At 66.4% G+C, this 21901-nt stretch carries 16 protein-coding genes; 8 read left to right on the top strand and 8 right to left on the bottom strand.

What is annotated here, in order from left to right; translation table 11 throughout:
- Positions 1–23: 23 nt before the first annotated feature.
- The 7 genes from DFS21_RS25180 to DFS21_RS25150 all read left to right on the top strand — a co-directional run bounded on the left by DFS21_RS25180 (position 24) and on the right by DFS21_RS25150 (position 6311).
- Positions 24–1778, top strand: coding sequence for a bifunctional alpha/beta hydrolase/class I SAM-dependent methyltransferase (locus DFS21_RS25180; protein WP_111533386.1), 1755 nt, complete (start codon positions 24–26; stop codon positions 1776–1778).
- Complete coding sequence (locus DFS21_RS25175; protein WP_110704066.1) at positions 1778–3124, top strand: phosphatase PAP2/dual specificity phosphatase family protein; 1347 nt, start codon at positions 1778–1780, stop codon at positions 3122–3124. Before DFS21_RS25180 ends, DFS21_RS25175 begins: the two co-directional genes overlap by 1 nt.
- Positions 3121–3540, top strand: coding sequence for a hypothetical protein (locus tag DFS21_RS25170; RefSeq protein ID WP_110704064.1), 420 nt, complete (start codon positions 3121–3123; stop codon positions 3538–3540). The genes DFS21_RS25175 and DFS21_RS25170 overlap by 4 nt, the downstream gene beginning before the upstream one ends.
- Positions 3541–3546: 6 nt before the next feature.
- Positions 3547–4167, top strand: coding sequence for a 1-acyl-sn-glycerol-3-phosphate acyltransferase (locus tag DFS21_RS25165; RefSeq protein WP_110704062.1), 621 nt, complete (start codon positions 3547–3549; stop codon positions 4165–4167).
- A gap of 1 nt (position 4168) precedes the next feature.
- Complete coding sequence (locus DFS21_RS25160; RefSeq protein ID WP_023631694.1) at positions 4169–5101, top strand: phosphatidate cytidylyltransferase; 933 nt, start codon at positions 4169–4171, stop codon at positions 5099–5101.
- A 10-nt stretch (positions 5102–5111) separates the two neighbouring features.
- Positions 5112–5870, top strand: coding sequence for an aminoglycoside adenylyltransferase family protein (locus DFS21_RS25155; RefSeq protein WP_110704060.1), 759 nt, complete (start codon positions 5112–5114; stop codon positions 5868–5870).
- 96 nt (positions 5871–5966) lie between these two features.
- Positions 5967–6311 carry a cupin domain-containing protein gene (locus DFS21_RS25150; RefSeq protein WP_023631693.1) on the top strand — a complete coding sequence of 115 codons (345 nt, stop codon included), beginning with the start codon at positions 5967–5969 and terminating at the stop codon, positions 6309–6311.
- Between the two features lie 210 nt (positions 6312–6521).
- On the opposite strand, the gene mmsB is transcribed toward DFS21_RS25150, so the two are convergent.
- Together mmsB and DFS21_RS25140 are read right to left on the bottom strand one after the other, a co-directional pair.
- On the bottom strand, positions 6522–7412 hold the full coding sequence (gene mmsB / locus DFS21_RS25145) for a 3-hydroxyisobutyrate dehydrogenase (RefSeq protein WP_102684566.1): 891 nt from the start codon (positions 7410–7412) through the stop codon (positions 6522–6524).
- Positions 7413–7422: 10 nt separating this feature from the next.
- Positions 7423–8949: a CoA-acylating methylmalonate-semialdehyde dehydrogenase gene (locus DFS21_RS25140; protein ID WP_102684567.1), complete on the bottom strand. Its 1527-nt coding sequence runs from the start codon at positions 8947–8949 to the stop codon at positions 7423–7425.
- A gap of 133 nt (positions 8950–9082) precedes the next feature.
- Here DFS21_RS25140 and DFS21_RS25135 point away from each other — a divergent pair, with 133 nt between their 5' ends.
- Complete coding sequence (locus DFS21_RS25135) at positions 9083–10033, top strand: LysR family transcriptional regulator (RefSeq protein ID WP_110704058.1); 951 nt, start codon at positions 9083–9085, stop codon at positions 10031–10033.
- 40 nt (positions 10034–10073) lie between these two features.
- Here DFS21_RS25135 and DFS21_RS25130 read toward each other — a convergent pair whose 3' ends face one another.
- The 6 genes from DFS21_RS25130 to recC all read right to left on the bottom strand — a co-directional run bounded on the left by DFS21_RS25130 (position 10074) and on the right by recC (position 21713).
- Positions 10074–10574 carry an OmpA family protein gene (locus DFS21_RS25130; protein ID WP_256591634.1) on the bottom strand — a complete coding sequence of 167 codons (501 nt, stop codon included), beginning with the start codon at positions 10572–10574 and terminating at the stop codon, positions 10074–10076.
- Positions 10575–10577: 3 nt separating this feature from the next.
- Complete coding sequence (locus tag DFS21_RS25125; RefSeq protein WP_110704056.1) at positions 10578–11849, bottom strand: diguanylate cyclase domain-containing protein; 1272 nt, start codon at positions 11847–11849, stop codon at positions 10578–10580.
- Positions 11846–12421 carry a YfiR family protein gene (locus tag DFS21_RS25120; protein WP_110704054.1) on the bottom strand — a complete coding sequence of 192 codons (576 nt, stop codon included), beginning with the start codon at positions 12419–12421 and terminating at the stop codon, positions 11846–11848. The genes DFS21_RS25125 and DFS21_RS25120 overlap by 4 nt, the downstream gene beginning before the upstream one ends.
- Before the next feature lie 69 nt (positions 12422–12490).
- Entirely contained in the window at positions 12491–14566 is a 2076-nt protein-coding gene (recD, locus tag DFS21_RS25115; RefSeq protein WP_110704052.1) for an exodeoxyribonuclease V subunit alpha, read from the bottom strand.
- A complete protein-coding gene (gene recB / locus DFS21_RS25110; RefSeq protein ID WP_110704050.1) occupies positions 14563–18234 on the bottom strand; it encodes an exodeoxyribonuclease V subunit beta in 3672 nt (1223 codons plus the stop codon). The genes recD and recB overlap by 4 nt, the downstream gene beginning before the upstream one ends.
- Positions 18231–21713 carry an exodeoxyribonuclease V subunit gamma gene (recC, locus tag DFS21_RS25105; protein ID WP_111533385.1) on the bottom strand — a complete coding sequence of 1161 codons (3483 nt, stop codon included), beginning with the start codon at positions 21711–21713 and terminating at the stop codon, positions 18231–18233. Before recC ends, recB begins: the two co-directional genes overlap by 4 nt.
- Positions 21714–21901 lie beyond the last annotated feature (188 nt).

The following is a 21901-nucleotide window of genomic DNA, read 5'->3' as shown; positions in this document are numbered from 1 at the left end:
GCTGCCGGACAAGGATATTCGCCATGCGCCAAGCGCAATCGCTGCATTTCTGCACCCATGACGGCGTCGAGCTGCACTATCGTCACTGGCCCGCCACGCGCAACGAGCATCAACCACGCCGCGCCGTGGTGATGTTCCACCGCGGCCACGAGCACGGCGGGCGCATGGCCCACCTGGCCGACGAACTGAACATGCCCGGTTATGATTTCTTCGCCTGGGACGCCCGTGGTCATGGCCAATCGCCAGGAGCACGCGGCGACAGCCCGGGCTTCGCCACCAGCGTGCGCGACGTACAGACCTTCATCGAGCATCTTCAGGCCCGTCACGGCATCGCCGAGGCGGACATGGTAGTGCTGGCGCAAAGCGTCGGCGCGGTACTGATCGCCACCTGGGCCCACGACTATGCGCCCAGGGTGCGCTGCCTGGTGCTCGCCTCGCCGGCGTTCAAGGTCAAGCTCTACGTGCCCTTCGCCCGCCCCGGGCTGAAGCTGCTCAAGGCCCTGCGCGGCAACTTCTTCGTCAACAGCTACGTCAAGCCGCGCCTGTTGACCCATGACCCGGAGCGGGTCATGTCGTATGTCGCCGACCCGCTGATCAGCCGGCCGATTTCGGTCACCATGCTGCTGGGCCTGTATGACGCCGCCGACCGCGTGGTGGCCGACGCCCAGGCGATCCAGGTGCCGACGCAACTGCTGATCTCCGGCGCGGACCTGGTGGTCGAGCGCAAGCCGCAGGAGCAGTTCTTCGATCGCCTGGGCAGTGCACGCAAGGAAAAGCACATCCTGCCCGGCTTCTTCCACGATACCCTCGGCGAGCGCGACCGCGCCCACGCCCTGGCGCGGATCGAGCGCTTCATAGCGCACTGCTTCGACGCGCCGCCAGCGCGGCCGGCGTTGCTCGACGCCGACCGCAGCGGCGCCAGCTGCGCCGAGGCCGAGAGCCTGGCTGCGCCGTTGCCACGCCATTCGCCACGCGACCTCTACTGGCGCGCCACCCGTGCCGGCCTGCGGCTGGGCAAGGGCCTGTCCGAGGGGGTGAAACTGGGCTTCGACACCGGCTTCGACTCCGGCTCCACCCTCGACTACGTCTACCGCAATACGCCGACCGGCAAAGGCCGGTTGGGCGAGCTGGTCGACCGGAACTACCTGGACGCCATCGGCTGGCGCGGTATCCGCCAGCGCAAGCTGAACGTCGAGGAGCTGTTGCGCCTGGCCATCGCCCAGCTGCGCGAGCAACAGCGCCCGGTCCACATCGTCGATATCGCCGCCGGCCATGGCCGCTATATCCTCGAGGCCTTGCAAGGCCTGCAGCAACTGCCCGACTCGATCCTGCTGCGCGACTACAGCGAACTGAACGTGCAACAGGGCAACGCACTGATCACCGAAAAAGGCCTCGCCGAGATCGCCCGCTTCGTCCAGGGTGATGCCTTCGATCGGCAAAGCATGGCCAGCCTCACGCCACGCCCCACCCTCGCGGTGGTCTCGGGCCTCTACGAGCTGTTCGCCAGCAACGAGCTGGTCGGCAATTCGCTGGCGGGCCTGGCCGATGCCGTCGAGGACGGCGGCTACCTGGTCTACACCGGCCAGCCCTGGCATCCGCAGCTGGAGATGATCGCCCGCGCCCTGACCAGCCACCGCGGCGGCCAGGCCTGGGTGATGCGCCGACGCAGCCAGGCAGAGATGGATCAGTTGGTCGAGGCCGCAGGGTTCCGCAAGATCACCCAGCGCATCGATGAATGGGGCATCTTCAGCGTCAGCCTGGCGCAGCGGGCGCGTTGATGGCCCGTGAAGCCGGGCTGATCCGCCGCGGCGTGCTCTGGCTGCTGTTGCTCGGGCCGTTGTTTTTCCTCAGCTATGGCCTGGCCAACACCTACACGGCCGGACGCGACGATATCGGCAGCCTGGTGTTCGCCTGGGAACGTCACATGCCGCTGTGGCCGTGGACGATCATCCCGTACTGGTCGATCGACCTGCTGTACGGGTTGTCGTTCCTGCTGCCGCGTACACGTCGCGAGATGGACCGACATGCCCTGGCATTGCTCACCGCACAGGTGATCTGCGTGGCCTGCTTCCTGCTCTGGCCGCTGCGCTTCACCTTCGAGCGCCCCGAGCTGTCGGGGTTGTTCGGCTGGCTGTTCGATGTGCTGATGGGCTTCGACAAGCCCTACAACCAGGCGCCTTCGCTGCATATCGCGCTGTTGGTGATCATCTGGACGATGTTCGCCCGCCATACGCGGCATCCAGCCTGGCGCTGGCTGGTGCACGGCTGGATGGGGCTGATCGGGCTGTCGGTCCTGAGCACCTGGCAGCATCACTTCATCGATGTACCGACCGGGGCGCTGGCCGGGTTCGTCTGCCTGTGGCTGTGGCCGCAACAAGGGCCGCTGCCCTGGCAGCAGGCGTGCCTGGCACGCGATCCCAAACGCTGGCGGCTGGCGTTGCGTTATGGACTGGGCGCGCTGCTGCTGGCCGTGCTCGGCTTCAAGCTGGGGCACACCGCCTTGTGGCTGCTCTGGCCTGGGTTTTCACTGCTGTTGGTAGCGTTGAACTATGCGCTGTTCGGGCCGCAAGGTTTCCAGAAAGGCAGCGATGGCCGGCTGTCGGTCGCGGCGACGGCATTGCTGGCGCCTTACCTGATTGGGGCCTGGATCAATTCAAGGCTGTGGACCTGGCGCCACCCGCAGGCGGATGAGGTGTGCGAGGGGGTGTACCTCGGGCGTGTGCCGGGCGCGGATGATGCGGTGCAGTTCCCGGTGGTGATCGACCTCAGCGCGGAGCTGGCCTGCGGGGTCCTCCTCGCGGGGCAAGCGCGCTCCCACGAGCAGACGCCACAGGCTTCGCAGTCCTACCTGAATCTGCCGTCACTGGACCTGGTCGCCCCTGACACGCAGACCTTGCAGCAAGCTGCCGAGGCTATCGAACACCTGCGCCGGCACGGCCCGGTACTGGTCTGCTGTGCGCTCGGCTACTCGCGCAGCGCCAGCGCGGTCGCCGCCTGGCTGGTGGTCAGCGGCCGCTGCAAGGCAATCGCGCATGCCGAAACACTGATCCGCCAGGCGCGACCCGGCGTGGTATTGCATCCAGCCCACCGCCAGGCCCTGCAGCCGTTGGAGACCCGGCCATGAACCTGCTCGTCGTCGCCAGCCTGCTCGCCCGTGGTCGCCAACTGGAGCGCTGGTCGGACGGCATCACCTTGCTGGCCCTGGCCTGCAGCCTGGCGCCCATGCTGGGCGCGCCGTTGCCAGCGCTGCCCCGAGTGTTCTGCGCAGCGTTGCTGGCGCTTGGCCTGGCACACAAGTACTGGGCCATACGCGTTGCCCTGGATGCCGAGCTGTTCGCCCGGCTCGCCAACTGCGACGACCTGCCCGCCGATACCCTGGCCCTGGACCGCGCCCTGTTCGAACTGCGCCTGAAACCGACCGCCGACGATCCACGCGGCTGGCCTGCACGCAGCGAGGCCGCCCTGGCCCTGCTGCGCCGTCAGGCCTTGTGCCTGGCCGCGCAGGTGCTGCTCGCCGTCACCCTCCCCTTCACCGGATAACCCCCGATGCTCGCCAGCCTGACTGCCTTCGTCATCACCTCCGCCGCCCGCCTGATCACCGGCGCCCGCGCCCTGTGGCTGGGCTGCACGCCGCAACCGGTGCAGCGCCTGTACTTCGCCAACCACAGCAGCCACGGCGACTTCGTGCTGCTCTGGGCCGCGCTGCCCGAGCCGCTGCGCCGCCGCACCCGGCCAGTGGCCGGCGCCGACTACTGGTGCAAGCCTGGCATCCGCGATTTCCTGATCCGCCAGGTGTTCAACGGCGTGCTGATCGATCGCCAGCAGGCCAGCGAGGGCAACCCGCTGCAACCGGTGCTGGACGCCTTCGCCCAGGGTGACTCGCTGATCTTCTTCCCGGAAGGCACCCGCAACCTCACCGACGACCCGCTGCTGTCTTTCAAGAGCGGCCTGTTCCACCTGGCCTCGGCCAACCCGCAGGTGGAGCTGGTGCCGGTGTGGATCGCCAACCTCAACCGGGTCATGCCCAAAGGACGGGCCCTACCCCTGCCGCTGCTGTGCACCCTGAGTTTCGGCGAGCCGCTGCACCTGCAGCCGGACGAAGCCAAGCACGCCTTTCTCGAGCGGGCCCGCCAGGCCCTGCTGAACCTGGCCCCGAAGGAAGCCTGAGATGGATCACAACACCCTGTCGCTGTTCGCCGGTATCGGCGCCCTGCTGCTGCTCGCCAGCCTCGTCGGCCGCCTGCTCAAGTGGCGTGCCGGCCCCGCGCCACATGCGGTGATCGACAACCTCAACGCGCGCATCAATGCCTGGTGGGTGATGGTGCTGGTGATCGGTATCGCCTTCCTGTTCGGCAAGTACGGCGTCATCGTGCTGTTCTACGGCGTCTCGTTCTACGCCCTGCGCGAGTTCATGACCCTCACCCCGACCCGACGCAGCGACTACCCCGCCCTGGTGGCGGCGTTCTACGTAGCGTTGCCGGTGCAGTACCTGCTGATCGCCATGGACTGGTACGGCCTGTTCAGCATCTTCATCCCGGTATACCTGTTCCTGTTGCTGCCGATCCTCGCCAGCTTCGGCGGCGACACCACGCGCTTTCTCGAGCGCGCCTCGAAGGTGCAGTGGGGCCTGATGATCGCGGTGTACTGCGTGTCCTCGGTGCCGGCGCTGATGACCCTGGACATCCCCGGCTACGAAGGCCGCAACCTGCTGCTGATCGCCTGGCTGATCCTGGTGGTACAGATCAGCGACGTGCTGCAGTACGTCTGCGGCAAGCTGTTTGGCAAGCGCAAGGTGGCACCCAACCTGTCGCCGTCGAAGACCGTCGAAGGCCTGGCCGGCGGCGTGGCCTTGGCTACCCTGGTCGGCGCGCTGCTGTGCTGGATCACCCCGTTTACCTTCTGGCAGGCGGCGCTGATGGCGCTGACGGTCAATGCCATGGGCTTCTTCGGCGGGCTGGTGATGTCGGCGATCAAGCGCGACCGTGGAGTGAAGGACTGGGGCCACATGATCGAAGGCCACGGCGGCATGCTCGACCGCATGGACTCGGTGTGCTTCGCCGCGCCGGTGTTCTTCCACTTCGTGCGTTACTGGTGGGCGTGAGGCGCACATCATGATCGACGCTCAACTGCACGCAACCCAGGAGGTTCTCACCCGACACCTGGGCGAGCACCTGCTGTCCATCCATCTTTACGGGTCCGCAGTGGCCGGTGGCCTGAAGCCCGAGAGCGATCTGGACCTGCTGGTGACCGTGGCGAGCCCATTGGCCCCTGAGGCGCGCCATGCGCTGATGCTCGACCTGCTCGATGTCTCGGCCCCACCTGGCAGCCGCCCTGACCTGCGAGCACTCGAAGTGACGCTGCTGGTTCACGATGAGATTCATCCCTGGCGCTATCCTGCCCGGCGTGAACTGCAGTTCGGTGAATGGCTGCGCACGCCCTTGCTGGCAGGTGAAGTGGAGCCGGCACAGGTCGACCCCGACCTGGCCATTTTGCTGACAAAGGCCCGCCAACATAGTATTGGCCTGCTGGGGCCCAGCGCCGTTCAGTGGTTTGACCCCATTCCCCAGGAGGATCTGGTCAGAGCATTGCGTGACACCCTCGCGCAATGGAACAGCCCTGACGACTGGACCGGCGATGAGCGCACCGTGGTCCTGGCTCTGGCGCGTATCTGGTACAGCCTGGAAACTGGAGATATCGCAGCCAAGGACGTGGCCGCCGACTGGTTGCTGCCACGCCTGCCCCAGACTTATCGCCAAGTGTTGGCCAATGCGCGTGCCGCCTACCTGGGCGAGGCTGCCGAGCAGCTTGCAGCCTGGCCCGAACAGGTGGCGGCTTACGTTTATTACTGCAAGGCGCAGATGCCGGCATAGCGCAGGCAGGCAGTTGGACGTCGAGCCCAGGCAACTGCCCGTACGTCGATGGCCCTATGGTGACGCGTCATCTCACCTGTTACCTGGAGCCACGCCATGTCCGATTTCATCACCGTCCTGCGCGAAACCTGCCCGACCCCGGTGGTCGACGCGACCAAGTGGAAGCGCATCGGCGGCGATCCGCACACCGTCAACCTCAACGCCTACCTGTCCGCCGACGGCAGCAAGATCATGGGCACCTGGATCTGCACGCCGGGCAAGTTCGAGGTCAACTACGAGAAGTGGGAGTACTGCCATTTCCTCGATGGCTACTGCATCGTCACCCCGGAAGGCGAGGAGCCGAAGCATCTGAAGGCGGGGGATGTGTTCGTGATCGAGCCGGGGATGAAAGGGACCTGGGAAGTGGTCGAGACGGTGCGCAAGTACTTCGTGTTTGCCTGAAGCGGTAATCGTGGGAGCGGGCTTGCCCCGCGATGACGTCAGGCGGGACAACGCCGTCGCCTGATTTGAAGTCATCGCGGGGCAAGCCCGCTCCCACGATCCAAACGCCCGTTCTGCCGAAAAAAAAATCGCGAATCGCATGCTCTTCCCCCAAGGTGCGCAGTTACAAGGGGGAAGGCCATGCGATCCGCGATCAAGTCCACTCGCGGGTCAATCCTTCTTGCGGTACCCCTCGACGATCGCCGAGAAATCCTTGCCACCCTCGCCGCGCAGGCTCATGGCCTGGTACAGCTGCTGGGCCACGGCACCCAGGATCACCGGCTGGTGCGCCTGGCGCGCGGCCTCGGTGGCCAGCCCCAGGTCCTTGAGCATCAGCTCGGCGCCGAAGCCGCCGGTGTAGCCCCGTGAAGCCGGGGCAGTCTCGATGATGCCGGGCCACGGGTTGTAGGTGTCCGAACTCCAGCAACGTCCGGTCGAGCTGTTGATGATCCCGGCCAGCACCTTGGTGTCGATGCCCAGCGCATTGCCCAGGGCCATGGCCTCGGACACGCCGATCATCGAGATGCCCAGCAGCAGGTTGTTGCAGATCTTGGCGATCTGCCCGGTGCCGACTTCGCCGCAATGCACGATATTGCGGCCCATCTGCTCCAGCACCGGCTTGAGGGTGGCGAACAGCTCGGCGCTGGCGCCGACCATGAAGGTCAGGGTGCCGGCGGCTGCGCCACCGGTGCCGCCGGAGACCGGCGCATCACCCATGTCGATGCCCTTGGCCGCCGCGGCCTTGGAGACCTCACGGGCGGTCTGCGGATCGATGGTGCTGCAGTCCACGGTCGGAGTGCCGGGGTGAATGCCGGCCAGCACGCCGGTTTCTTCGTCCAGGTACACGCCACGCACATGAGCGGCAGCCGGCAGCATGGTGATCACCAGCTCGCTGTTGGCGGCGGCGTCCTTGGGCGAGGTGCTGACCTGACCGCCCAGCTCGGCGAGCTCGGCCAGCACGGTCTTGTTCAGGTCGAACAGGTTGAGCTGGTGCCCGGCCTTGATCAGGTTGCGGGCCATGGGCGCGCCCATGTTGCCCAGGCCAATGAATGCGATACGCATGACGAGCTCCTTAGCGCAGGCTGATGGTGGTGTTCACACCGTCATTGACGCTGTCATCGTCGAACCAGCGGGCGGTGACGGTCTTGGTCTGAGTGTAGAACTGCACCACCTGCTTGCCGTACGGGCCGAGGTCGCCGAGCTTGGAACCGCGGGAACCTGTGAAGCTGAAGAACGGCACCGGTACCGGGATCGGGATGTTGATGCCGACCTGGCCGATGTCGATCTCGCTCTGGAACTTGCGCGCCGCCGCGCCGCTCTGGGTGAACAGGCCGGTGCCATTGCCGAACGGGTTGGCGTTGACCAGGGCGATGGCCTCGTCGAGGGTGTCGACCTCCAGGGTCACCAGCACCGGGCCAAAGATTTCCTGGGTGTAGACCTGCATGTCGGTCTTCACCCCGGAGAACAGGGTCGGGCCGACGAAGTTGCCTTGCTCGTAGCCCGGCACCTTGACGTCACGACCGTCGAGCTCGAGCTTGGCGCCTTCCTTGATGCCGCTCTCGATCAGGCCCAGCACGCGCTCCTTGGCGCGCTTTGAAACCACTGGGCCGACATCGGTGCCCGGCTCGTTGCCGGCGTTGACCTTGAGCTTGCTGGCCGCGTCCTTGATATCCGGCAGCCATTCGCGGGCCTTGCCCACCAGCACCGCCACCGAGGTGGCCATGCAGCGCTGGCCGGCCGCGCCGAAGGCGGCGCCGACAAGAGCGTTGATGGTCTGGGTACGGTTGGCGTCGGGCAGCACCACGGCGTGGTTCTTGGCGCCCATCATCGACTGCACGCGCTTGCCGTGCTGGCTGCCCAGGTTGTAGACGTGGGTGCCGACTTCGGTCGAGCCGACGAAAGAGATCGCCTTGATGTCCTGGTGGGTACAGATCGTGTCGACCACCTGCTTGCCACCGTGCACCACGTTGAGCACACCGGCGGGGATGCCAGCCTCCAGCGCCAGCTCGACCAGCATCATGGTCGACAGCGGGTCCTGCTCGGATGGCTTGAGCACGAAGGTGTTGCCGCAGACGATGGCCATCGGGAACATCCACAGCGGGATCATCGCCGGGAAGTTGAACGGGGTGATGCCGGCGCACACGCCGATCGGCTGGCGCAGGGTATAGGTGTCGACGCCGCCGGCGACGTTTTCGGCGAACTCACCCATCTGCAGGGTGCCGATGGAGGCGGCGTGCTCGACCACTTCCAGGCCGCGGAAGATATCGCCCTCGGCGTCGGCGATGGTCTTGCCCTGTTCGGCGCTGAGGGTCACGGCGATGCGCTTGCTGTGTTCGCGGATCAGCGCCTGCAGCTTGAGCATGATGCGCATGCGCGCGCCGATGGGAGTGTCGCGCCAGGTCTTGAAGGCACGCTCGGCAGCGGCTACCGCGGCGTTCACTTCCTCGACGGTAGCGAACGGCACCCGCGCCAGCACTTGCTGGGTGGCCGGGTTGACGATGTCACGCCACTCGGTGGTCTTCGACTCGACCCATTGGCCGTCGATCAGCAGCTTGACCTGCTCGACCTTGGTCTGGTCGGGCGTCTGGGGTGCGTTCATCTGCGCTCTCCTTGGAATTATTGTCGGAACGAGGACGCCTACGCCGGAGCGAACACGGGGTGGCGCTTAGGGGCTGAGTTCGAGTATAGATGTGCAAACATCCAACAAGAATGCACAAAAAAACCGGATCATCATGCAAAAAGACCTCACCTCCCTGAGCGCGCTGAACTGGGACGACCTCAAGTTCTTTCTTGAGGTAGCGCGCACCCGCAAGGCCAGCAGTGCGGCCAAGCGCCTGGCCGTGGACTACACCACGGTGTCGCGGCGCATCGGTTCACTGGAAGGGGCGCTGGGCACTTTGCTGTTCGAGAAGTCGCGGACCAACGGCTTCGTCCTCACCGCCGAAGGCCAGCGCCTGCTGGGCTATGCCGAGTCGATCGAGAGCACCCTGCACATGGCTTGCGAGCAAGTCTCGGGCTCGGGCGTGGCATTGTCGGGGCATGTGCGCATGGGCTGCACCGAAGGCTTCGGCAGCTTCTTCGTCACCCCGCAGTTGAGCCACTTCGTCGATGCCTGGCCGGCGATCTCGGTGGACATCCTGCCGTTGCCGCACTTCATCAGCCTGTCCAAGCGCGAAGCCGATATCGTCATCGCCCTGGAGCGCCCGGAACACGGTCCTTACGTGTGCTGCAAGCTGTGCGACTATCGCCTGCGCCTGTATGCCACCCAGGACTACCTGGATCTCCACGAGCCAATTCGCGAGATCGCCGACCTGGGGCGCCACCCGTTCATCAGCTACGTGGACGACCTGGCCTTCAGCTCGGAGTTGCTGTACCTGGCCAACTTGATCCCCAACGCCAACGCGCACCTGCGCAGCACCAGCGTGATCGCCCAGTACACAGCAGCGTTGCAGGGGCGTGGGCTGGCGATCCTGCCGTGCTTCCTGGCGGCGCAGGATCCACGCCTGGTGACGGTGCTGCCGAAGCAGATCGAGGTGACGCGGCAGTTCTGGATGTACTGCCGGGAGGACCTGCGCAAGTTGAAGCGGATCACCCTGCTGTGGGATTACATCCGTGAGGTGACCGAGGCCAATGCGCCGTTGTTGATGGGGGAGACGCGGGAGATGAAGTTCGCTCGGGATTGAGGGTAGGCATCATCGCGGGGCTTGCCCCGCGATGTCGGTATCACTCCGACCCCACCACGATCGACACGCGGCGATTCTCCATGCGCCCTGCGGCGGTACGGTTGTCCGCCACCGGCTGGCTGCTGCCCATGCCGCGGGTCTGGATGTTCTGCGGCTGCATGCCGATGCCGGCCAAAGCCTTGGCCACGCTCTGCGCGCGGCGCTCGGACAACTGCTGGTTGTAGGCGGCCTTGCCCGAGGCGTCGGCGTGGCCGTCGATGCGCACGCGCTGGATATCCACCGAAAGCAATGCCTTGCCGATACGCTCGACGATCGACTCGCTCTGGCTGTTGAGGCTGTCCAGGTCGCTGCCGAACAGCACCTTGCCGGACAGGTCGAACGCCCAGCCGTCATCGGTCGGGGCGAAGCCCTCGCGCTTGAGCACGGCGACCTGCTCGGGTGTCAGCCCCTTGGGCGGCACGCTCTGGCAGCCGGCCAGGGCGAACAGCGCCAGCAGCAGGGTGAATAACGGGAAACGCAGTAGGGAAAAACGCTTGGTCACGGTTCAGCTCCTGTTCTTTGCATCGTTGGCACAGCGTTCCGTCTGTGCCACTTGCCAATGGCCGCGGCGATTGCGCTTGGCCTGGTACATCGCCGCATCGGCGGCATTGAGCAGACTGGCCGGGTCACGGCCGTCGTCCGGGTAATAGGCTATTCCCACGCTCAGCGACGTGGTGAGGCTGTTGCCGTCCTCCAGCTGCACCGGCAGCCTCATGCTGGCGACGATTTTCTCGGCGATGCGCTTGGCATCCTCACGCGAGTGCAGCGGCGTCAGCAGCACGGCGAACTCGTCACCGCCCAGGCGCGCCACCAGGTCATGCTCGCGCAGTTGCGCACGCACCCGGCTGGCCACGCTGATCAGCACTTCGTCACCCACCGCATGGCCGAGGCTGTCGTTGATCTGCTTGAAATGGTCGCTGTCGAGGAACAACAGGGCCAGGTGATCTTCCGTGCGTGCGGCGTTGCGCAGGCTGCGACTCAGCCGTCCTTCGAAGAAGGCGCGGTTGGGCAGGCCGGTCAGGCTGTCGTGGCTGGCCTGGTGGGCGAGGGTTTCGTTCTCGCTTTGCAGGTGGCTCTGCCACACCTCCAGCTCATCGAGCAGGGCATTGAAGTCGTTGCCCAGCTCGTTGAGCTCGGCGATCTGGGTTTCCGGCACGCGGCGGTCGAAACTGCGCTCGCGCCGCGCCGCATGGGCAACACTGGCCAGGTTGCGCAGGGGCCGGATGATGTCGCCGAACAGGCGCCGAGACAGGTACAGCGCCAGCACCGCACTGAGCACCGTGCACACCAGGATCCCGACCAGGCCGCTGAGCAGGAAGCGCACCAGGCTACCGCCCTGCCCGGTCAACTCGATATGCCCGACGCGCTGGCCCATGTGTTGCACCGGCATGTTGATCGGCTCTTCCAGCAGGCTGCGCGCCACCAGGGTCTGCAACTGCGCCATCACGCCGGGCGTATCACGCTGCCAATGGGCGAGCAGTTCGCCATCGTTGTCGTAGACCTTGGCGTCGGCGACTTCCTCGGTGGAGGCGATCAATGCCAGTGCTTCATTGGCCGCGGCACTGTCGTCGAACACCACCGCAGCTTCGACGGTGTAGTTGATGGAGCGGGCGATCAGGTGCAGGTTGTGATTGGCATAGACGCGCAACGCCGCCACGCCGAGCAGGGTCACCAGCACACCGGCCAAGCCTGCGGCGAGCAGCGCCACGCTCAGGTGACGACGGCCGAGCACGGCACGCAGGGTCGGCCGGCTGAAGCGCTTGGCTGAACGCTTCATGGCTGCCCTGCCCGCCGTCGCGACAGCTGCAGCACGCTGGGGTGGATGCGCACACCGCTGCGCGCTACCGAGTCGAGGTTGACGTCGAACGCCACCTGCTGGTCGCTGACCCGCAGGCAGAACAGGCTACCCACCGTGCACGGGTCATCGGCCTCGCTGATGCTCAGCAGCGGATGACCGTTGACCCGCTGGAACAGCCGCTCGCGCTCCAGCTTGTCGAGCTTGCCCAGGTAGATGGCATCGCAGGCGCTGGCCACGCTCGGGTCGTCGGCCAGCAGACGACGCACCTGCAGGGGTTGCCCGGAGCTCTGCACGTTGCCCTTGATCAAGTCATCGGCGTACTCGGTGGGGCCGACCAGGCACAGGCGCAAGGGGTTGGGGTCGGCAGGCCAGCGTGCGTAGCTGAGGATCCCCAGTACCACCTGGGTCACGGCCCTGGCCCGTTGCTGCGCCTGCGCGTCCGACACGGCAGTGCCCGCCCAGGCGGGAGCGCCGGTCGACAACAGTGTGGCCATCAGCAGCGAGAGCGCACAACCCGTCACTCGTCTCAAGACCGAGACAGCCACAGTCATGGGGGAAAATCTCACAAAATGTTTGCGGATAATGCCGCAACGATAGCATATCGGCGGCGAACTCCAGAGTCAGACTTGCTCCAGCATCAGCCCCGAGACACGCCTGACCTTGCGCTCCACCGCTTCCTCGAACACCCCGGCGCGCGGCTCAATCAGGCTGAAGCATTGCTTGGCGCGGGTGATGCCGGTGTACACCAGTTCCTTGGTCAGCACCGGGTTCAAGGCATCGGGCAGCACCAGCGCGGTATGGCTGAATTCCGAGCCCTGGGACTTGTGCACGGTCATGGCGAAGACGGTTTCCACTTCGCTGAGCCGGCTGGGCAGGACGAAGCGCACCCCGCCGCTGCCATCGTTGCGCGGGAAGGCCACGCGCAGCAACGCTTCGCCCTGCTCGTCCGGCAGGCGCAAGGCAATGCCGATATCACCGTTCATCAGGCCGAGGCCGTAGTCGTTGCGGGTGACCAGTACCGGGCGGCCCTCGTACCAGGGTTGCTGGCTATCGATCAGCCCGGCATTGTGCAGCACCCGGGCCACGCGTTCGTTCAGGCCTTCGACACCCCAGGCGCCCCTGCGCACGGCGCAAAGCAACTGGAAGGCTTCGAAGCTCTGCAGTACCTCGGCCGCCCAGCGCTCCCAGCGCGGATCGTCGCCCGGCGTGCCAGGTGGCGGGCGCAAGCGGCCGATGGTGCGCAGGTAGCCACGGTAACCCTGCGGCCCTTCGCCGCCCTGGCCAAGGCCGTCGAGCAACAGGCGATCGAAGCGCTTGTCGTGTTCGCCGCCCAGGGTCAGGCAATGAACGTCCGCAGGCCGGGTCGCCAGCAGCGCCCGCGCCTCCAGCGCCTGCTGGCGATTGACCAGGCGCGCCAGCTGGCCGATGCCGCTGCCTTCGCCGAAACGCCGCGAATGACGCAGCATCACGATCTGCTGGGCCAGCGGATTGCGCTGGCCATCGCCCGGTTTCAGGCCGCTGCCCGCCAGCGACTGCCCGCCCACCTGCTCCAGCCAGGCCAGGGTCTGCGGCCAGTAGCAGCCTTCCTCGGCGTCGCGACACAGGTCGCCCAGCACCGCCCCGGCTTCCACCGAGGCCAGTTGGTCCTTGTCGCCCAGCAGCACCAGCCGTGCGGTGGACGGCAGGGCATCGAGCAGGTTGGCCATCATCTCCAGGTCGATCATCGAGGCTTCATCGATCACCAGCACATCCAGCGGCAGCGGGTTGCCGGCATGATGGCGGAAATGCCGCGAGCCTGGACGGCTGCCCAACAGGCGGTGCACGGTGCTGACCTCGGTGGGGATCTGCGCCCGGACCTCAACGTCCACCTGCAGGCGCTCGACTTGCTGGCCGATGGACTCGGTCAGGCGTGCCGCAGCCTTGCCGGTCGGTGCCGCCAGGCGGATACGCAGCGGTCGGCCTTGCTCGACCGCCGGACCCTGCAACAACGCCAGCAGGCGCACCACGGTGGTGGTCTTGCCGGTGCCGGGGCCGCCGGTGATCACACTGAAACCCGCTCGGGTGGCCAGGGCGCAGGCGAGTTTCTGCCAGTCCACCTCGCCGGCCGCCGAGCCGCCGTCGAACAGTTGCGCCAAGCGCTGGGCCAGATCGGCGGGCTGAGGCTGACGGCGTGCCAGGCGCTCATGCAGGGCGCCGTCGATCCGCCGCTCGTAGGCCCAGTAGCGGCGCAGGTACAAACGCTCGGCGCTGAGCACCAGTGGCCGGGCGCGCTGTTCGACGCTATCGCCCGCCGCGACCAGCGGGCTCTCGGCAATCCGTTGCAGCCAGGTGCCCAGGTCAAGGCTGGCCAGCAGTTGCGAAGGCAGCAGCAGCGGTCCGGCCAGGGCATCGCCTTCCGGGGGCAGCGACAGGGCGAAGTCCGGCTCGGCGAGGGTCTGGCGCAGGTCCAGGCAGACATGCCCATGCCCCAGCTGGTGGCTGGCCAGCGCCGCAGCGAGCAGGACCAAAGGATCACTGCCTGGCGCCCGCTCCTCGAGAAAGCTCACGAAGGCCCGGTCCAGGGCACGCAACCAACCGCGCTCGACCCAACGATCGAGCAACGCCAGCAGGTCCTGGCTGGCGCTCAGCGGCGCCAGGGCGCTCAGATGCTCCGCCTGCAACGGCGTGGGCAGCAGGTCATCGAGGTTGCGGCTCATGGCGCGGCTCCGGCAAACAGGTCCTGTTGTTCAGGTTCTAGCTCACCCCGGAACATCGCGTCGAGCTGCTCGATCAGCGCCCGGGGTGGCCGCGCATGATACAGCCCGTGGCCCGCCGACGTGACGCCGCGCAGGAAGATGAACACGGCGCCGCCGACATGCCGATCGTAGTCGTAGTCAGGCAGGCGGGCGCGCAACTGGCGATGCAGGGCCAGCAGGTAGAGCACGTACTGCAGGTCGTAGCGGTGCTCGAGGATCGCCTGCTCCATCGCCAGGTCGCCATAGGCTTCGGCGTCGGGGCCAAGCCAGTTGGACTTGTAGTCGGCCACGTAGTAGCGCCCATCGAGCTCGAACGCCAGGTCGATGAAGCCCTTGAACATGCCATTGAGCAAGGTCGGCTGCGCGGCCGGGCGCGCCGCGCCGCCATGGGTATGGCGCGTCACCTGGTAGTCGAGGCGCAGCGCGTCGACCTGGTGGCTGGCGAACCAGAACTCCATTTCGATCTGGTATTGGTTCAGTTGCGCCAGGGTCAGGGTGGCACCCTGCAACGGCATGGGTTGCAGCAGCAGTTGCTGCAGCCACTGCGTCAGCGTGGGGATCCAGCCGGTCCAGTCGCGTCGATTGCAGCGCCGCCCCACGGTGCGCTCGATCACCTCGGCCTGGCAGCTGATCTCGGCGAAACCTTCGCGACCCGCCCATTCGAGCAGGCCATGGAGGAAGGTCCCCGGGTTCGGCCCACGGGGGAAGCGGTGGATATCGCCCGCCTCGGCCGGGACCTCGCGCAGCAGCTGGCTGTCCAGCACCTCGTCGTCCAGCAGTTGCTGGGCCTGGGAGCTGTCGGCGATCAGCGTCTGGTCGCCCACCCGCAGGGCACTGTAGGAGGCAATCCACCAGTGTTCCGCGGCGGCACGCCGTGGCTTGCGCGGCGGCAGGAGTTCGCGCTGGCTGTCCGGCGTGCGATAGCTCTGTGTCTGTACTTCGGGCAGCGCCTCCCGGCTGATGGCCGGGTTGCTCGCTGCCAGTGCCTGGAGCCACTCGCCCAGCTGGCTGGAGGAAGGCAATGGCAGCCCGCCGCCGAGCAGGTAACCCAGTGCCGAACGGTGCAGTTGCGAGCTGCGCTGGGTACCGCGCTTGAGATCGGCGACGCCCAGCCAGCAGGCGTATTGGGCACGGGTCAGGGCGACGTAGAGCAAGCGCAGGTCCTCGGCCAGGCGCTCGTCGTCGGCGCGCTCGATCTGCTCGGCATTCGGCGTCAGGGTCAGGTGCGCCACGCCTTGGTCATCATGCCAGCCCAGGGGCAAGCGCTGGCCGTCCACCGGTTTGCTGGTGCAGATGAAAGGCAGGTACACCAGCGGGTACTCCAGGCCCTTGGATTTGTGGATGGTCACCACCTTGACCAGTTGCTCGTCGCTTTCCAGGCGCAGGATCTGCTCCTCGCCCGCTTGCCCGGCGTTGGCCAGGTGCTCGGTAAGGTGACGGATCAGCGCTTGCTCGCCATCCAGCTCGCCCGCCGCCTGCTGCAACAGCTCGGCCAGGTGCAGCAGGTTGGTCAGCACGCGTTCGCCGTCACTGCGGCCCATCAATGCGCGGGGCAGCTGGAAGTCATGCAGCAGGCGGCGCAGCATCGGCAGCACGCCCTGGCGTTGCCAGATGTCGCGGTAGCGGCGGAAACGCATGACCCAGCTCTCCCAGACCCGCTCGTCCTGGTTCAGGCGCTCCAGTTCGACCAGCGGCAGGTCGAGGGTCAGGCTGGCCAGGGCGGCCTTGAGCAGGCGCTCCGAGTCCGGCTCGGCGCAGGCCTTGAGCCAGGCCAGCAGGTCGTGGGCCTCCTGGGCGGCGAACACCGAATCTTTGTCCGACAGGTACACACTGCGCACATCGCGGGCGGCCAGCTCGGCGCGGATCAGCTGGGCCTCGCGGCCGTCGCGCACCAGGATGGCGATATCGGAAGGCAAGCAGGGCCGCAGCTTGCCAGCAGCATCAGCGAAACCACTGACGCCTTGCTGCCCGCCATTGAGCAGTTCGACGATATGGCTCGCGCAACTGGCCGCCAGCTGCTGGCGATACAAAGTACTGGAGACCGGCTCATCACTTTCAAGTTGCCAGCAACAAAGGGCTGCGCTCGGCTGACCGGCCACCAGCAATTGCTCGCCACGGCCCTTGGCGCGTACTTCGACGAAAGGCAGCGGGTTATCGCCATGGGCCCGGAACAGGAATGCCCCACGGCCCTCGGCACGCTCCTCGGCCTGGAGGAATACCCGGTTCACCGCCGCGACCATGGCCTGGCTGGAGCGGTAGTTGGTGTCCAGGCTGTGCAGGCGCCCGGCGGTGGCGCGGCGCGCGGCCAGGTAGGTGAAGATGTCGGCGCCGCGGAAGGCGTAGATCGCCTGTTTGGGGTCGCCGATCATGAACAGGCCGGTGTCCGGGTTGTTCTCGCTGATACGGTAGATGCGTTCGAAGATGCCGTACTGGACGGGGTCGGTGTCCTGGAACTCGTCGATCAACGCGACCGGGAACTGCTCGCGGATCAACGCGGCCAGGCGCTCGCCGGCATCGCTGCCCAGGGCATGCTCAAGGCGCAGCAGCATGTCGTCGAAGCCCATTTCGGCGCGTCGACGCTTCTCCACCTCGAAGCGCGCCGAAACCCAGGCGGCAGCATGCTCCAGAAGGCGCGCATCGGGGCTGGCCAGCCCCTGCAACTGTTCACGCAGGGCCGCCATGGCGTGCAGCGCCGGGTGCTGCGGCGGCTCGCCGGCCTTCCACGCTTCGGCCATGCCCGCCGGGGTAAGGCGGGTAAAGCCGGTGCCCAGGTCCAGCTCCATGGCCTGCTCATCACCGGCCCAGGCGCGCAGCTTGTCGAACCAGGGCTCGAAGTAGCGGGCCTGCAACTTGCGCCCATCCGCCTGCTTGGCCGCCACGGCATCGCGGCAGATCTGCTGCAACTCATCGGCCCAGGCGGCCCAAGGGGCCTTGAGCTGGGCCAACTGCTCGGTGCGCTGGCGCAGGGTCGCCTCGATCAAGGCTTGCGGCTCCTGATCGTCCACCTGGCCACGCACTCGGCCGAACAGTGGCCTGATCCTTGGCAACAAGGCATCGGGGCTGCCCCAGTTGCCACGCACCCAGGCCAGCGACTCGCCACGCATGCCGTAGCAGAAGCGCCGCCAGTAGTCGCGCATGACCTGGCCCAGCAACTCGCTGTGATCGGTTTCCAGGCTCTGGGTGAACAGGCTGCCACTGTCGAACGCATGCTCGCGCAACATGCGCTGGCACCAGCCGTGGATGGTCGACACCGCCGCTTCGTCCATCCATTGCACGGCGATTTCCAGACGGTTGGCACAGCGTGGCCAGTGCGCCGGTGGATAATCCTCGCGCAGCAGGTGCAGCAAGGGGTCGGCGTCCTCGAGCTCGCCGCGGAAAAAGCGCGCCGTTTCAGCCAGGCGCGCACGGATACGCTCGCGCAGTTCCTTGGTTGCCGCATCGGTGAAGGTCACCACCAGGATCTGCGGCGGCAGCAGCTCGCGGGCAAAGCCCTGCTCGCCGCCATGCCCGAGGATCAGGCGCAGGTACAGGGCCGAGATGGTGAAGGTCTTGCCGGTGCCGGCGCTGGCCTCGATCAGTTGGCTGCCGTGCAAAGGAAAGCTCAGCGCCAGGGGGCGGGCTTGGGTCATTGGGCGCTCTCCGGGTTACCCAGGGTTTGCCAGGGCGCCGCGAACAAGGGGCGATACAGGGTTTCGCACCAACCCTCGAAGGTTTCCTCGAGGGCCAGTGCGGCGAAGTCACGGTATTGACGGGCCAGGGCCAGGCTCTCGCTGCGCTCGCCAAAGCTGTTCTGACCGTCACCTTCGTAGGCCCGGGCCGCGGCAGCCAGGGCCTTGTCCGGGTCCTCCTGGGCCAGCCAGGCGAAGGCGGTCTTGGCCGCGACGGGCAAGGGCGCGTTCATCCCCGCCTGGCGTGCCACCAGCAGCTCGCCCAGGCGCTGCGTCGCATCGGCCTGCGGCAGCGGTGCCAGCAGCAAGGTCAGGTCGCTGGCCACCAACGCGCTGTACAGCGGATAGCCCGAGGCGCAGGCGGCAAGGTGCATGACCCAGGCCGGAATCAGGCGATGCCATTTCAGGCTGTTGCGCCCGGCACTGAGGGTATTGGGCACGGTGGCGATGCTCAGCAGGCTTTGGTCTTCGCCCTGGTACACACGACCGAGCCAGCCTTCCAGGCGCTGCGCGCCCTGTTCGAAGTGAATCGGCAGGGCACCCTCGACCAGCGTCGGCCAGCGCTGCAGCAACTGTCGATGGCGTTGCAGCAAGTCCGGCAGCGGCTGGATCAGCTCCGCCTGCAAGGCCTCACCGAACCCGGCCAACGGCAGCAGCCCGCAGGCCTGCAGCCTCCGGGCCTGGGCTTGCAGGGCTCGCTCAGCGTTGTCGGGGTCGGCCAGCGCGGCGCCGAGCAGGCTTTCACTCAGGCCATAGCGTTGCAGGGCATCCAGGACGAAGGGTTCTTCGTCCGGCGTCGGCGCTTCCAACGTTTCGAAGAACACTTTCAGGCGCTGGCTGAAAAAATGCCGTACCGGGTGGCGCAGGAAGTCCTGAAGCTGCACCAGGTTCAGCGGTTCATCGCTGACGTAGGGCGACAGCCCGATAGGGGCGGTCGCTGCGCCGTCCTCGGCCTGATGCAAGGCCAGCCACTCATGGGCAAAACTGAACAGCGGGCTGCCTTTCTGGAAATAGCGCTGGCTGAACGGCTGCAGCGGATGCTCCTGGGTCAACGCATGCAGCAACTGCTGTCCAGCGTCATCGCGCAACCCGGCCTTGGCACCGGCGAGCTGCCAGCCGGCGGCCAGGTGATCGCGCAGTTGCCCGATCAGCACCGAGGCTGGACGCTCGCTGTTGTCGCGGATACTGCGCCCGACCCAGCTGACATAGAGCTGGTCACGTGCCGACAGCAAGGCTTCGAGCAATAGGTAACGGTCATCCTCTCGCCGGGAGCGGTCGCCCGGGCGATAGTCGCTGGCCATCAGGTCGAAGTCCAGGGGCGGCTGGGCGCGCGGATAGTCACCATCGTTCATGCCCAGCAGGCAGACCACACGGAACGGGATGGCGCGCATGGGCATCAGGGTGCAGAAGTTTACGGAACCGGCAAGGAAGCGTTGCGACAACTTGCCCTGGTCCAACCCCGACAGCCAGGCCTCGCGCACCACCGTTAGCGGCAGCAGGTCCTGCAGGCCAACCGCCTCGCAAGTCTCCAGCCAGGTGTCGCGCAGGTCCTGCAGTTGCACCAGGAGCAGCTCGTCGTGTTCGTTCTCGGCCAGGAAGAAGATCTGCAGCAGGGCGTGCAGCCGTGCGCCCCAGTCTGGCGCAGAGGCCGGCTGGGTCAGGGCCTGGCAAGCGACCTCCAGGGCATCGAGCAACGCGACCAGCGGCCCGATCAGCGCGGCATCGAGGCCGCCGATCTCGTCATAAGGCTCGATGCCGTCACAGCCTTCGCCCACCCCGACCGCATACCCCAGCAACATCCGGCGCAGGCCGAACCGCCAGCTGTTCTGCTCCAGACCTTCCGGCAGCCCCAGGCTGGCGCGCTGCTCGGCACTCAACCCCCAGCGGATGCCCGCCCCTTCGATCCAGCGATGCAGCGTCGGCAGGTCGCCTTCCTGGATGGCGAAACGGGCGCGCACGGCCGGTACGTCCAGCAGGTCGAGCACTTCACTGACGGCAAAGCGGCTGTCGGGCAGCTTGAGCAGGTGCTCCAGGGCAATCAGCAGTGGGTCGCGACCACGCTGGCCCTGGTCGGTCAGGGTGAAGGGAATGTAGCGCGGGTCGTTGCGATCGAGCTGGCCGAACACGGCACGGATATGCGGCGCGTAGGTGTCGATGGCCGGCAGCATGACGATGACGTCGCGGGGGCGCAGCGTCGGGTCGGCGCTGAAGCGGGCGAGTAACTGGTCGTGGAGGATTTCGACTTCGCGCTGCGGGCTATGGGCCAGGTGGAAGCGCACGGAGCGATCCTTGGCCGGATCGACTGCTGGCCATTGCGTACGCGTCTCGGCCAAAGGCCGCAGCTCAAGGATATCGTCCTGCAGTTGGTTGAGCAGGGTCTCGGGTTGTGCGTCACTGAACAGGTCGATACGACCTTCGCTGAAGACACTCTGATAGCTGCCTGGATCGTCGTAGCTGTCGAGCAGGTTGATGTAGTCGCGCCCCTGCTTGCCCCAGGCCGCCAACAGTGGATGGGCATGCTGATGCAGCAGTTCGTCGTCCAGGTGCAAAGGCATGCCCTGCTTGCGTTGCTGGCGTTTGTACTGGTGCCGCAGCAGGTCTTTGTCGGCGACAATATCGCCCCAGTGGTGACGACAGGGGTTGTGCACGCACAGCAGCACCTGGCTGAAACGGGCAAGACCTGCCAGGGCTTCCAGGATCTGTGCGGGTAGCGACGAAATGCCGAACACGATCAATCGCGCCGGCAGCCCTGGGGGCGCCTGCTCCAGGCTGTTGATACGTTCGATGAAGCGCTGGTGCACACCGGCTCGGCTCTGGGCCATGCCCTCCTCGCCCACGTCCTCGAGCAGGAGCCGCCACAGCTCGGCCTGCCAGCGATTGCCAGCAGCCAAGGGCTTGCGCTCGCCACGGGCGGTATTGAGTACATGGGCACCATCTGCCCAGTCCTTCAACCAGTCGGCGCGGTAGACCTGGTACTGGTCGAACAGGTCGGCAAGGCGCTCAGCTAGCTGGTAACGCTTGCGCAGGTCGCTGTCGTCGGTGAGGAAGCGGCGCAGCGGTTCGAAGTGCGGGCGCTCGATCACTTCCGGGAGCAGACGCATCAGGCGCCAGGTCAGAGGAGCCTTGTCGAGCAGCGAAACCTCGGGGATTTCATCTCGGCCCAACACGCGGCGGTACAGCTGCCACATGAAGCTGCCTGGAAGCTGCACATCGATGGCAGCGGCGATGCCGCAACCGCCCTGATCGTCGTCTTGCGGGTCCTCGGCCAGCGCCAGTTTCAGCCATTGGGCGATACCGTTGCTCTGTACCAGCGCAATCTCGTTCTCCAGCGGCGCGAGGGGATAGCGGCGCATCACGCTCACCACCAGATTGCGCAGCTCGTCCAGGCGATTGCCCTGGACGATCATGAAACCCGGGTGGAGTGAGGTGGTCTGCGGCATAGGTGCTCTCGGGAATGCGGTTGATGCTGACGGGAAACCTTATCACGGAGACAGCAGGCGGGGTCTCGCGATGCTGCCCGGTCAGGCCATGAGTTTTCCGGGCACAAAGACAAAACCCCTACCTGCTCGCGCAGATAGGGGTTTTGCGAAATGAATCTTGACGATGACCTACTCTCACATGGGGAAAC

Origin of the sequence: Pseudomonas sp. 2848 (assembly GCF_003253945.1) — a bacterium.
Taxonomy (GTDB): domain Bacteria; phylum Pseudomonadota; class Gammaproteobacteria; order Pseudomonadales; family Pseudomonadaceae; genus Aquipseudomonas.
This window is presented reverse-complemented; position numbering and strand designations above follow the sequence as displayed.